The following is a 12856-nucleotide window of genomic DNA, read 5'->3' on the forward strand; positions in this document are numbered from 1 at the left end:
TGGCCGCATGTCAAAACAGACTCATTCCACGCCCGACGAGGCCGCGCCGGATTCCCGCAACGAGTACACGGTCGACGAACTCGCGCGCGTGTCCGATACCACCGTGCGCAACGTCCGCGCCTACCAGGATCGCGGGCTGCTCGCACCGCCGGAGAAACGCGGGCGCGTCGGCATCTACGACGACACGCACGTCGCGCGCCTGAAGCTGATCAACCATCTGCTCGCGCGCGGCTACACGCTGTCGAACATCCAGGACCTGATCAAGGCGATCGACGAAGGCCACGACCTGCGCTCGATCCTCGGCCTCGAAAACGCGATCGGCAGCCGCTGGTCGCACGAGTTGCCGAAAACCTATTCGCTCGCCGCGCTCGCCCAGATGTTCGGCCCGCAGGCGACCACGCAACTGTCGCGCGTGACCGAGCTCGGGCTGCTCGAACGGCGCGGCCTGTCGTTCGTCGCGAAAAGCCCCGCGCTGCTCGAGGCGGCGGCTGCGATGACGAAGGAAGGGATTCCGCCGCGCGAGCTGCTCGACGTGATCAGCCTCGCGCGGCCGCATTTCGACGCAATCGCGCGGCTGCTCGTCGATCTCGTCGTGAAGCGGCTCGACCGCTACGACGCCGGCACGCTGCCGCCGGCCACCGACGTGCCCGAACTGGTCGACGCGATCTGGCGCCTGCGCCCGCTCGCGGCCGTGTTCGTCGAAGGCGAGACGAACCGCGCACTCGAAACTGCCGCCAGCGCGTATCTCGGCGGGCGGGTCGCGACGATCCTCGACAAGAAGCTCAGCGACGAAGCGGCGCGGCAGTCCGGTACGAGCGATACGCAAGGCGACGGCGACGACGCATAGGGCCGCCGCCCCGTCATGCATGCGTCGGCTCGTCGCTACAACGCGTGCGTATCCGATTCGCGGAAAGACCGACGGCCGTTGCAGGGGAGAACCGCCGTTCGCATGGGTCGGCGAACGGCCGGCAGCGCCGGTCGGCCGTCATTCCAGCCGGACGGCGCCGCATCGCGGCGCTCGCGGTAATCAACCGCGCCGCGAAACAGTTACAAGTTATCGGTTGACGCCAACCCGCCCGACGGTTAATGTATGCGTCGAAGTCCAAGAAGTCCGATTGCTGTTCATCAATTGCTCGCTCCTCCCAGCGGTATTCGTTGTCCTCTCCCTCCTTGACGCTTCAGGCGCTCTTCAACAGAGCAAATCTTCGTATATTTTTCTCAAGGAATCTTCATGGATACCGGTATCGTCAAGTGGTTCAACGACAGCAAAGGCTTTGGCTTCATCACTCCGGACAAGGGCGGCGACGACCTGTTCGCTCACTTCTCCGAAATTCGCACCGACGGCTTCAAGACGCTGGCTGAGAATCAAAAAGTGAGCTTCGAAACGAAGCAAGGCCCGAAGGGTCTGCAAGCGGCCAACATCCAGCCGCTGTAACGTTTGAAGGGCCCGGCATCCCGCGACGGACGCCGGGTCGCAGCGACATCCTCACGGAGCTTCGTCTCCTAAAGTTGGCGCGATCGGCTCGAGCTGCATCGGTTTAGTTAGCAGCTTGCCCAGCGCCACACGTCTCGTTGCACTTCATCCCCCCTCCGGCCGCAACGCCTTATTTTCGCTTTCCGACTGCGTCAGATTCAGCTCGCAATGGCATTGAATCGGCATACCCGTGCGTATTTCGCACGGCACGCGCGCACTCGATCATCATTAAAATTAAAATGCATAACCAACGAATTCAACAGTACAACGGCTACGCCGTCCAACCCTCGGCGCATCGCCTGCCCGACGGGCGTTTTTCTTCCAATCTGCTGCTCGAACGTGCCGATAGCGAGCACGACGAAGGCCGCTACCAGTTCTATTCGCTCGATTACTTCACGAGCGAAGCGCAGGCGCTGGCGCATTCGGCGCGCTGGGCACGCAACTGGGTCGATACGCGCGGTTGACGGCAGCGCCCCCAGTACCGGCACTCATCGTGCATGAGTGGTCGGTGCGGTCGGTTCGAACTTCCGGATCGTCCCTTCGATGTCGTCGTCAAGCTGCGCCCTCTCGCGGGGACGTTGACGACGTACTGGCGATATCAGCGCAGACGGCCATCAAAAAACCGGCGGGCAAGCTGCCCACCGGCCTCCTGCCTCACACGTCCGTCCCCCGACTTCAGCGACCCGCCACCTTCTTCTGCCGCCACAAGCACAGCAGATCGCAAGCCACATGCGCGGCCGCGATCGCCGTGATGTCCGCGTGATCGTACGCAGGCGCCACCTCCACCACATCCGCCCCGACCAGATTCACCGCCCCGAGCCCCCGCACGATCGCCAGCGCCTGCGCCGACGACAACCCGCCGGCCACCGGCGTCCCCGTTCCCGGCGCGAATGCGGGATCGAGACAATCGATATCGAACGTCAGATACGCAGGCCGCATGCCGACGATCTCGACGATCCGCTCGACCGCCGCCCGCGAACCATGGTCATGCACCCAGGCGGCATCGAGCCGCTCGATTCCGAGAAAGTCGTCGTTCCACGTGCGGATCCCGACCTGCACCGACGTCGCGGGATCGATCAGCCCTTCTTTCACCGCCTTGTAGAACATCGTCCCGTGATTGAGGCTGTCCGGATCGTCGTCGGCCCACGTATCGCAGTGCGCGTCGAAATGGATCAGCGACAGCGGCTTGCCGTAGCGCTCCGCGTGCGCGACCAGCAGCGGATACGTGATGTAGTGGTCGCCGCCGAGCGTCAGCATCTTCGCGCCCGAGCGCAGGATCGTGCGCGCATGCTCGACGATCGCCGGCTTGATCGACAGCGGATTGTGCGCGTCGAACCAGCAGTCGCCGTAGTCGACGGCCGCGAGATCGTCGAACGGATCGAAGCCCCATGGATACGGATTGAGCTCCGCGAGCTGCACGCTCGCCGCGCGAATCGCGGCCGGCCCGAGCCGCGCACCGGAACGATAGGTCGTCGCGAGATCGAGCGGCACGCCCGAGATCGCGACATCGACACCGTCGAGCGCACGCGAGTAGTTGCGGCGCATGAACGACAGCACGCCCGCATAGGTGTTTTCGATCGAGGAACCGTACGGCGTCGTGCGACGGATCGCGCCGTCGCCGTGGAGAAGTTCGGTCATGGTCGGGCTTGCTTTCGTGATGGCCGGGCGGCCCCGCTTCGACTGAGCATTCGGGCCGGGCACGGCGTGGATTCATCGGGCATGCACCGGCTCGCGCATCCAGTCGCGACGCGAGGCGGGACATCGACAGCGACAACGGCAATACCGCGGCGATCATAGCAAGCCGATTCGCAGCCGTTGCCCCGGTTCAACCGGGGCAACGCGCGGAAAAATCCGGTGGCGGCATCGCAGCCCGTCGCGGTCGTTTCCTAGAAGGATTCGCCGGTTTTCGCGCACCGGTTCTTCCGGATAATGGCCGGCAGCCGCGCCGTCGACCGCGCGCCGTCCGCCGCGGACGACAACGAACCGGAGACACCCGCCTTGATCGCCACACTTCCCGCCGCCTACCGCCGGCTCTGGCCGCTCGCCATCGCCGCGGCGCTGCTCTACGGGCTGTCGCTCGCCGCCGCGCCCTATCCGGGCCAGGCCGCCGCGAAAGCCGCGATGGGCATCCTGCTGCTCGCGGCGGGCAGCACCTGCGGCGCGCCGCGCGAACGCGCGTGGCTGTGCACGGCGCTCGCGACCGCCGTACTCGGCGACGTGCTGCTCGCGCTGCCCGACTGGCCGCTGTCATTCGTCCTCGGCCTCGGCGCGTTCCTGCTCACGCACCTGTGTTATTGCGCGATTTTCTTTCGGTGGCGCGCGCGGCCGCACGGCTGGCGCGTCGTTGCGCTCGTCGGGCTGTGGATCGCCGCGCCGGCGTTCTACGCGGCGTTCTTCCCGCACCTCGGCGAGCTGCTGGCGCCGGTCGCCGTCTACATGCTCGTGCTGTGCGTGATGGCGACCTTCGCGCTCGCCGCCCGCACGCGCGGCCCGCTGGTCGCGATCGGCAGCCTGATCTTCGTCGGCTCCGACACGCTGATCGGCGTCGGCCGATTTCTCGGCGGTTTTCCGGGCATCGACTATGGGATCTGGAGCCTCTATGCGCTCGCGCAGATCACGATCGTGGCCGGGGTTTTCCATGAGACTGCCGCCCGCTCGATCCGTCCCTGATACCGTTTCAAACAGGCCGCCGCGCGCCGGCGGTCCTGCTTCTTCCCTGACTCGCCCTGTCGACGGCCTTTTCCGGTCATCCCGCATCGCGGAAAGCGAACCGTTCCAAACCCCGCTCAGCCTTTTCCCGCCTGGCTTCCGGCCCTTAGAGCGCCGCTTCTAGCCTCTTGCGGTTTCCAGGCTCACCCTCTATCGTTACATCAAACAATGTAACATTCAGAAATGAGCCAAATCGGAGACACCCGGATGAATGCTCGCACGTTGCCTTTCGGTCCACCCGGCCATGACGGCCTGGACGAAACCATCGACATCGCCATCATCGGCACCGGCTTCGCCGGTCTCGGGATGGCGATCCGCCTGAAACAAACGGGCGTGACCGACTTCGTCGTCCTCGAAAAGGCCGCGTCGGTCGGCGGCACATGGCGCGACAATCATTACCCCGGGTGTGCATGCGACGTGCAATCGCACGTCTATTCGTTCTCGTTCGCGCCGAACCCGCGCTGGACGCGCATGTTCGCGCCGCAGCCGGAGATCCGCGCGTATCTGGAAGACTGCGTGCAGCGCTTCGGCATCGGCCCGCACCTGCGGATGAATCACGAACTGCAGCGCGCCGAGTACGACGAAGCCGCGCAACGCTGGCGCCTCACGTTCGCGAACGGCAAGCGGCTGTCCGCGCGCGTGCTGGTGTCGGGAATGGGCGGGCTGTCGCGCGCCGCGCTGCCGGCGATTCCCGGCGTCGAAAACTTCCAGGGCCGCGCATTCCATTCGCAGCAGTGGGATCACGACTACGCGCTCGAAGGCAAACGCGTCGCGGTGATCGGCACCGGCGCGAGCGCGATCCAGTTCGTGCCGCAGATCGCGCCGCGCGTGAAGGCGCTCGCGCTGTTCCAGCGCACGCCGCCGTGGATCATGCCGAAGCCCGACCGCAACCTGACCGGCTTCGAGAAATGGCTGTTCCGCACGCTGCCGTTCACGCAGAAGATCGTGCGCAGCGGCATCTACTGGATGCTCGAATCGCGCGTGCTCGGCTTCGCGATCCATCCGTCGCTGATGAAGAACGTGCAGAAGCTCGCGCTGCGCCACATCCGCAAGCAGATTCCCGATCCGGAGCTGCGCAAGACGGTCACGCCGAACTACACGCTCGGCTGCAAGCGCGTACTGATCTCGAACGACTACTACCCGGCACTGTCGCGCAAGAACGTCGACGTGATCACGACCGGCATCGATCACATCGAAGCCGACGCGGTCGTGACGGCCGACGGCAAGCGTCATGAAGTCGACTGCCTGATCTACGGCACCGGCTTCCAGGTGGCCGATCCGTATCCGCGCGGCGCGATCATCGGCCGCGGCGGCCTCGACATCGTCGACACGTGGCGCGACGGCGCGCACGCGTATCTCGGCACGACGCTGCCGGGCTACCCGAACTTCTTCATGATCGTCGGCCCGAACACGGGCCTCGGCCACAACTCGATGGTGTTCATGATCGAGTCGCAGATCGAATACATCCTCGGCGCGCTGCAGGCGATGCACCGCGAACGCGCGGATGCGATCGAGGTACGCCCGCTCGTCGAGGCGCAGTTCAACAGCGACCTGCAGGGCAAGCTGAAAAAGGCGATCTGGTCGACGGGCGGCTGCAAGAGCTGGTACCTCGACCCGCGCACCGGCAAGAACACGACACTGTGGCCGGGCTTCACGTGGCGCTTCCGCCAGGCAACCGCGCACTTCTCGATCGCCGATTACCACGCGTATCGCGCGCCGCGGCACGACACGACCGCGCGGCCCGTCGCCGCGCCGGCCGCTTCCGCTTCCACGTCCGCCGAAGCGGCCTGAGCCAGACAAGGAGCCACCGACATGAGAGATTTCGCCAACAAGGTCGCCGCGATCACGGGTGCCGGCTCGGGCATGGGCCGCGCGCTCGCGATCCAGCTCGCGCAGGCCGGCTGCCACGTGTCGCTCGCCGACAAGAACGGCGTGGGCCTTGCCGAAACCGAACGGATCGTCCGCGCGATCGCGCCGAACGTGCGTGTCTCGACGCGCGTGCTCGACGTCGGCGATCGCGACGCGATGTTCGCGTGGGCCGACGACACCGCGAAGGAGCACGGCAAGGTCAACCTGATCTTCAACAATGCGGGCGTCGCGCTGTCGAGCACGATCGAAGGCATGGAATACAGCGATCTCGAGTGGATCGTGAACATCAACTTCTGGGGCGTCGTGCACGGCACGAAAGCGTTCCTGCCGCACCTGAAGGCATCGGGCGACGGCCACGTGATCAACACGTCGAGCATCTTCGGGATCTTCGCGCAGCCGGGCATGAGCGGCTACAACGCAACCAAGTACGCGGTGCGCGGCTTCACCGAATCGCTGCGTCAGGAGCTCGACATGATGAAGTGCGGCGTGTCGGCCACCTGCGTGCACCCGGGCGGCATCCGCACGAACATCGCGCAGTCGAGCCGCGTCGCGAAGAACATGGTCGGCTTCATCGTCGAGAGCGAACAGCAAGGCAAGGACAGCTTCGAGAAGTTCTTCATCACGACCGCCGACGACGCCGCGCGCACGATCCTCGCCGGCGTGCGCAAGAACAAGCGCCGCGTGCTGATCGGCCGCGACGCGAAGGGCGCGGACTGGATGGCGCGCATCCTGCCGGCCGCCTACCAGGCGCTCGTCGTGCTCGCGACGCGCCGCGAGGCCGCGAAGGCCCGTCGCCATGCCGCACGCGGCACGCCGGTGCCGGCGCCGGTGCACGCCACCTACAACAATGCAGGCAATCAGGGAGAACAATCATGACGACACCGAACATGATGCCCGTGCGGCGCGACATCCGTTTCGCGCTGCCCCCCGAACGCGCGAAGGACTGGCATGTGCAGGGCGTGCCGGTCACGCACTTCATGAACGCGCTGTCGCTGCTGTTCCCGGCCGGCGAACGCTTCTTCATGGATTCGGTGCGCAACTACCGCGACCGGATCGAGGATCCCGAGCTGAAGAAGCAGGTGCTCGGCTTCATCGGCCAGGAAGCGATGCACACGCGCGAGCACATCGAGTACAACGACCTGCTGCAGGCGTCCGGGCTGCCCGCGCACAAGCTCGACAAGCGCCTGTGGACGATCCTCGGCTGGTTCAAGAAGGTGCTGCCGCACTCGATGCAGCTCGCGATCACGATCGCGCTCGAGCATTACACGGCGATCCTCGCGAACCAGTTGCTGTCGGGCCACGAACACCGGATCGACGGCTCGGTCGAAGGCTACCAGCAGATGTGGATGTGGCACGCGATGGAGGAAACCGAGCACAAGGCGGTGTCCTACGACGTGTGGCGCACCGTGATGAAGCCGGGCCTCGGCAGCTACCTGCTGCGCACCGGCACGATGCTGACGACGACCGTGTTCTTCTGGGCCATCGTGTTCGACTTCCACGTGCGGCTGATGCGCGCCCACCGTCGCGAACACGGCAAGTTCGGCGGCATGTGGCGCCTCGTGAAGTATCTGTACAGCCCGAAGAACGGCGTGTTCCCGAGCATCGCGCGCGAATGGCTCGACTACTTCCGCCCGGGCTTCCACCCGTGGGATCACGATAACCATCAGTACTTGCAGGGGCTCGACACGCTGCTCGAGAACATCGACGCGACCAACGCGCGCTATGCGGCGCAAGCCGCCCCGCGCCGCGTGCCGCTGCATTCGGTTGCGCAGGCATGACGCCATGGCGCGCGCTCACGAGATGCTGACCGTGCAGTCCGGCGACGTGAAACTCGCCGTCTACATAAGCGGGTCGCGTCGCGCGCCGCCGCTGATCCTCGTGCATGGCTATCCCGATTCGGCGGCCGTGTGGGCGCCGATCCGCGCGCGGCTCGCGAAACGCTACCGCGTGATCGCATACGACGTGCGCGGCGCCGGTGCATCCGATGCGCCGCGCCGCCGTGCCGACTACACGCTCGAACGGCTTGCCGGCGACCTGAAGGCCGTGGCCGACGCGACCTGCGGCGGCCGGCCGTTCCACCTGGTCGGCCACGACTGGGGCTCGATCCAGTGCTGGGAGGCCGTGACCGACCCTGCGTGGCGCGGCCGCATCGCGTCGTACACGTCGATCTCGGGCCCGTGCCTCGATCACGTGTTCCGCGCGAAGATGCGCGTCAAGCAGAGCCTGAAGTCGTGGTACATCGCGTTCTTCCACCTGCCGCTCGTGCCGTCGCTGGTGTGGCGGCTCGGCGGTGCGGCGCTGTGGCCGCGCTGGCTCCAGCTCACCGAACGCGTGCGTGCCGAGCGCGATCCCGTGCAACTGAAGAACGCGCTGAACGGGATGCAGATGTACCGCGCGAATTTCCTTGCGCGAGCCCGCAAGCCGCGTGAACGGTACGCGCAGGCGCCGGTGCAGATCCTGGTTCCGGTGCGCGACCGCTACGTGACGCCCGAGATGTCGGTCGGCCTCGATCGCTGGCTCGGCGAACATGTTCGCGAGGAAATCGACGGCACGCACTGGATCGTGCTGCGTCACCCGGACATGATCGCGTCGCGGATCGACCGCTTCGCGTCCGCGCAGGAGCGGCCGGCGGTGACGAACGCCGCGGTTCAGCGCGCCGTCGGCGGCGCCGGCAGGCGTCTGAACAGCGTCTCGTAATCGACGACGAGCCCGTCGTCGTCGATGTCCATCTCCGCGGTGAAATTCCGGAAGATCCCTTCGTAGCGATAGCGGCCGCCCGGTTCGATGCACGCATAAGCCTGCTTGACCGGCGTGACCGTCAGGTCCGGCGTGGAGATGTACGCGACGTCGATCGGCCGCCGCTCGCCGCGCGCGAGCCCGAGGCGGCCGATCGGCAGCGAATTCGTGAACGGCGTCGCCGCGATGTCGATGTCGATGCAACCGTCCAGTTCCGGCAGTGCACGGCCTGAACCGTCGCGCCAATGCCCAGCCCCGTCGCCGTGCAGTTCAAGCGTGCCGCCGCCCATCACCTTGAGCACCGCGCGAGTCACGCGCCATCGAGCATCGCACTCGACGCGATATGCAAGCCCGTAGGCGCGACCGTACCGCTGGCCGACCACCGCGCTTTCGACGACGATCCCGCCGCCGCTCCGGTCGAACGTCAGATGTTCGACCCCGTCGCCTTCGAGCGACGCCCATCGCACTTCACGCATCTTTCCGCCTCCCGGTTTCCGCCATTGCGGGGCATCGTCGCACAAATCCCGGCAATCGAGAATGACACCGTCGACGAGTCCAGCGTGCGTCATTTGTGTTCGACGTCTATGTCCGGCCCCTCAAACGCTGACCGGATAGCTTCCACGACTCGCGCCGCTCTGTGCTCGTCCTCGAGCTGCGGATACTGCTGTTTGAGCTTGCGAGAGATTTGCCAGCCGTTTTCCCTAACGGAGCGAATGATCCGGTCTGCATCCAGGTTCGGCATCTCCACGACCTCCTTGAGTCGCTCCTGGGCAAGTTGAAAGATAACCAGTGTTCTAGCTTCATCGGCCATCTCTGTGTGAATCGTGTGCTCGACGACTCGCGCGGTATACAGAACGTGAGCCGTCAGATCTGGATAGCGCCAGACGAAACGCGCATCTTCGTAGCTGTCGAAATCGAAGTTGCTGCGCGTTCCGTCGTCATAGGTCACGAGTTCCCCGAACCGAAAGGACGTTGCGTAGCGCCGCATGACACAGCGAGAAAACCCCTCGAGCGTGCGATCGTAGCCGGCACGGAACTCCGTCGAGCTCGTGATGGTTGCCGAGATCGGCAATATCACGCCATCCGGCACCGCCTTGTCCCGCGCCAGTGAGTCATTGATCAAGAAGCGATGAATCCGGCCGTTGCCGTCACGCATGGGATGGATATAAACGAAGCCGAACGCCAACGCAGCAGCACGTGCCAGCGGTTCGGCACCTCGCGTCGCTATCTCGAATTCGGCGAGCCCCGCCAGCATCGGCGTCACGTCTTCGAACGCGGGGGCAATGTAATGCACGATATTTTCGCGCATCGTCGCCTGCCCCACGAAGACGGGTGAACGCCGCACCCCCAAGCCAAACGCATCGTGGCCCAGAATGCCGGCCTGCAGCGTACGCAGGCTCGAGGCGCTTAGTGGAGCGTCGATACGACCGCAATATTGCGCGATGACGTGCGCAAATCGCTGGATGCGGTCCGCCTGATCCACCTCTTTCTCGATGAGAAAACTTGCACGCGACTCCTTGAATGTCAGCCAACTGGCTGTTCGCATCAAGATGTCTGGCCCGAAGGCGCGGTCCAACTCGCTCAATGCCGCGCTCAAATCGAACTGCAGGGCTTCCTGAACCGCCGCAGTCCGGCGAACCAGAGGGCAAAACGCAGGCGTGCCGGGCAAGTTGTCGTACAGCCGCCAACGGCGGTTTCGAAGTGGCTCCGTGCGGGTAAGGTATTCAGTCGAAGAAATCGCAGCGACATAGCCGCCATTCGTCACGTCCGGTACGTCCAGACGCTGGCCCGTCAACCATTCATACAGGAAACCCGCGCGTCGAGCGTATTGGCCCAACGGAGCAATCCGGCACCAGTTTTCAATCGGTTCGGGTCCAACGACGGCAAACAAGCGAGCAAAAAACTCGAAGTGAAGCGCTTCATACTTCAGTCCAAACTCAAAATGACCCGCGAAGTCGTCGGAGGGTCGATAGCTGGGCGGATACCGGTTTTCTACCTGATCGTCGCTTTCACGGGTTGCACGTGTGCTGCCAACAATCGAATCGACACGCAGAGGCTGCGCCAGCGTAATGTCATAGCGAGCAGCCAGAGCCTTGAAACCGACTTGCATGGATAAATCCCCTAACGAGATTCCAAAAACACTAACAATTCCGCGATCCTACACGAAAACGCTAACGCGCTAGCTCGCGCGAAAACGATAGTAATGGCGCGAATTTGCTAATAAACCGTATAAAGCTCGCCAAAACGCTAACAAACGCCCAAATACATCCCTTTCACGCCCCATTTCAGGACATCGACCACAAATCCTGACTATCCAGAATTCCCTATTCCGGTGCATGGGATTGTGTCCTATGCTCGCGGCTCGTCCTGTTCCGCCGCCATCATGCCTACCGCCCGCCCCGCCTCGCCGTCGATCGACCCGCGCATTCTGCTACGCGGGATCGGGCAGATCGTGCTGCAGGCGAATGCGTTCACGGGCGCGCTGCTGCTCGCCGCGCTGGCGCTGACCGACCTGCGGCTCGCGTGCGCGGCGCTGGTCGGCTCGGCCGCGGCGAGCATGACGGCCGTGCTGACGGGCGCCGAACACCGCGACGTCGAACAGGGGCTCCATGGCTTCAACGGCGCGCTGGCCGCGCTGATCGCCGTTGTATTCGCACCCGATCCCCACGTCGCCCTCAGGCTGACGCCGCTGGCCGCGATCGGCGCGGCACTCGTACAGCGCACGATGCGCAGGCCGCTCGCCCGCTGGCGCCAGTGCCCCTATTCGAGCCCGTGTCTGGCCGTCACCGCGCTGTGGCTCCCGTTTGTCGCATTGCAGCATGCAGACGGCGCCACCGCCGGCCCGCTGCTGACGCTGGCTTCCGCAACCGACGCGCTGCTGTCGGGCGTCGCTCAAACCACCTTCGCGCACGGCGCATGGGCCGGCGCGCTGGTCGTCGCGGGCCTCGCCGTCGCATCCCGCCGCGCGGCCGCGTTCGCGCTGGGCGGCGCGCTCGTGTCGACCGTGCTGCTGATCGCGCTCGGCGCGAGCGGCGCGGCGTTCGCCGACGGCCTGCTCGGCTTCAACGGCGCGCTCGCCGCGCTCGCGCTGATGTCGCGCGGGCCGCGTGCGGCGCTCGCGGCCGCCGCACTCGCCGCGCTGATCCAGTGGCTCGCGATGCGCGCGGGTATCCCCGCGCTCACGGCCCCGTTCGCGCTCGCGTCGTGGGTGACCGTAGCCGTCGCGCGCCGCCTCACCCTCGGAGAACCCGATGTCATTCGCACACCGTCCTGACGCCGTGAAGCCCGGCGGCCCGATCTCGGACGCCGAGCGCCGGCTGCGCGTCGACCTCGCCGCCGCCTACCGGCTCGTCGCGCTGAACGGCTGGGACGACTTGATCTACACGCATTTGTCCGCGACCGTGCCCGGCGAGCCCGGCCACTTTCTGATCAACCCGTTCGGCCTCACGTTCGACGAGGTTCGCGCCTCGAACCTCGTGAAGATCGACCTGGCCGGCCACCGGATCGGCGACAGCGAGCACGCCGTCAACGTGACCGGCTTCGCGCTGCATGCGGCCGTGCACACCGCACGCGCCGATGCCGTCTGCGTGATGCATCTGCACAATACGGCCGGCATCGCCGTATCGATCCAGAGCGACGGGCTGCTGCCCGCGTCGCAGCATGCGCTGCGGTTTCATGGCGACCTCGCGTACCACGACTACGAAGCACTCGCGTTCTCGCCGGCCGAAGGCGCTCGGCTGACCGCGAGCCTCGGCGCGAAATCCGCGATGCTGCTGCGCAATCACGGCACGCTGACGGTCGGCCGTACCGTTGCCGAAGCCTATGTGCTGATGGATACGCTGATCAAGGCGTGCGACATCCAGATCCGCGCGCAGGCAGGCGGCGGGTCGCTCGTGCTGCCGGACCCGGCCGTCGCGGACCGCACCGCCGAACAACTGCGCGACGGCGGCGCGATCGAAGGCGAGCTGGAATGGCCGGCGCTGCTGCGCCGGCTCGACCGGATCGATCCGTCGTATCGCGACTGACGCCGCCTTCGCCCCGACCGAATCGTTCATCGTCAATCGTTCA

General features: G+C 65.5%; 13 protein-coding genes. 10 read left to right on the plus strand and 3 right to left on the minus strand.

The features are described 5' to 3' along the window. Positions 1–7: 7 nt before the first annotated feature. From HWX09_RS18475 to HWX09_RS18485, 3 genes are all read left to right on the plus strand, one after another. Positions 8–847: a MerR family transcriptional regulator gene (locus tag HWX09_RS18475; RefSeq protein ID WP_027780909.1), complete on the plus strand. Its 840-nt coding sequence runs from the start codon at positions 8–10 to the stop codon at positions 845–847. A 384-nt stretch (positions 848–1231) separates the two neighbouring features. Further along, positions 1232–1435 (plus strand): cold-shock protein, encoded by a 204-nt coding sequence (locus tag HWX09_RS18480; protein WP_027780910.1) that lies wholly within the window; start codon positions 1232–1234, stop codon positions 1433–1435. Between the two features lie 278 nt (positions 1436–1713). Then, positions 1714–1938, plus strand: coding sequence for a hypothetical protein (locus HWX09_RS18485; RefSeq protein ID WP_027780911.1), 225 nt, complete (start codon positions 1714–1716; stop codon positions 1936–1938). Between the two features lie 211 nt (positions 1939–2149). Here the strand turns inward: HWX09_RS18485 and speB are convergent, their stop codons facing one another. Continuing rightward, entirely contained in the window at positions 2150–3112 is a 963-nt protein-coding gene (gene speB, locus HWX09_RS18490) for an agmatinase (RefSeq protein ID WP_027780912.1), read from the minus strand. A 360-nt stretch (positions 3113–3472) separates the two neighbouring features. Between speB and HWX09_RS18495 the strand changes: the two genes are divergently transcribed. The 5 genes from HWX09_RS18495 to HWX09_RS18515 all read left to right on the plus strand — a co-directional run bounded on the left by HWX09_RS18495 (position 3473) and on the right by HWX09_RS18515 (position 8749). Next, the gene (locus tag HWX09_RS18495; RefSeq protein ID WP_027780913.1) at positions 3473–4144 is read left to right on the plus strand and encodes a lysoplasmalogenase; all 672 of its coding nucleotides are present in this window, start codon (positions 3473–3475) and stop codon (positions 4142–4144) included. A gap of 246 nt (positions 4145–4390) precedes the next feature. After that, the gene (locus HWX09_RS18500) at positions 4391–5974 is read left to right on the plus strand and encodes an NAD(P)/FAD-dependent oxidoreductase (protein ID WP_027780914.1); all 1584 of its coding nucleotides are present in this window, start codon (positions 4391–4393) and stop codon (positions 5972–5974) included. Positions 5975–5995: 21 nt separating this feature from the next. Then, positions 5996–6928 carry an SDR family oxidoreductase gene (locus HWX09_RS18505; protein ID WP_027780915.1) on the plus strand — a complete coding sequence of 311 codons (933 nt, stop codon included), beginning with the start codon at positions 5996–5998 and terminating at the stop codon, positions 6926–6928. After that, complete coding sequence (locus tag HWX09_RS18510; RefSeq protein ID WP_027780916.1) at positions 6925–7830, plus strand: metal-dependent hydrolase; 906 nt, start codon at positions 6925–6927, stop codon at positions 7828–7830. The genes HWX09_RS18505 and HWX09_RS18510 overlap by 4 nt, the downstream gene beginning before the upstream one ends. Before the next feature lie 4 nt (positions 7831–7834). Beyond that, positions 7835–8749 carry an alpha/beta fold hydrolase gene (locus tag HWX09_RS18515; RefSeq protein ID WP_027780917.1) on the plus strand — a complete coding sequence of 305 codons (915 nt, stop codon included), beginning with the start codon at positions 7835–7837 and terminating at the stop codon, positions 8747–8749. Here the strand turns inward: HWX09_RS18515 and HWX09_RS18520 are convergent. Then, positions 8701–9264: a putative glycolipid-binding domain-containing protein gene (locus HWX09_RS18520; RefSeq protein ID WP_027780918.1), complete on the minus strand. Its 564-nt coding sequence runs from the start codon at positions 9262–9264 to the stop codon at positions 8701–8703. The genes HWX09_RS18515 and HWX09_RS18520 overlap by 49 nt on opposite strands. Before the next feature lie 89 nt (positions 9265–9353). Further along, a complete protein-coding gene (locus HWX09_RS18525) occupies positions 9354–10898 on the minus strand; it encodes a Fic family protein (RefSeq protein ID WP_027780919.1) in 1545 nt (514 codons plus the stop codon). 273 nt (positions 10899–11171) lie between these two features. On the opposite strand from HWX09_RS18525, the gene HWX09_RS18530 reads away from it, so the two are divergent. Both HWX09_RS18530 and HWX09_RS18535 read left to right on the plus strand, forming a co-directional pair. Then, complete coding sequence (locus tag HWX09_RS18530; protein WP_027780920.1) at positions 11172–12062, plus strand: urea transporter; 891 nt, start codon at positions 11172–11174, stop codon at positions 12060–12062. Continuing rightward, a complete protein-coding gene (locus HWX09_RS18535) occupies positions 12040–12813 on the plus strand; it encodes a class II aldolase/adducin family protein (protein ID WP_027780921.1) in 774 nt (257 codons plus the stop codon). Before HWX09_RS18530 ends, HWX09_RS18535 begins: the two co-directional genes overlap by 23 nt. The last annotated feature ends 43 nt before the right edge of the window (positions 12814–12856 follow it).

Source organism: Burkholderia sp. BCC1208 (assembly GCF_902833095.1).
Classification (GTDB): Bacteria; Pseudomonadota; Gammaproteobacteria; order Burkholderiales; family Burkholderiaceae; genus Burkholderia.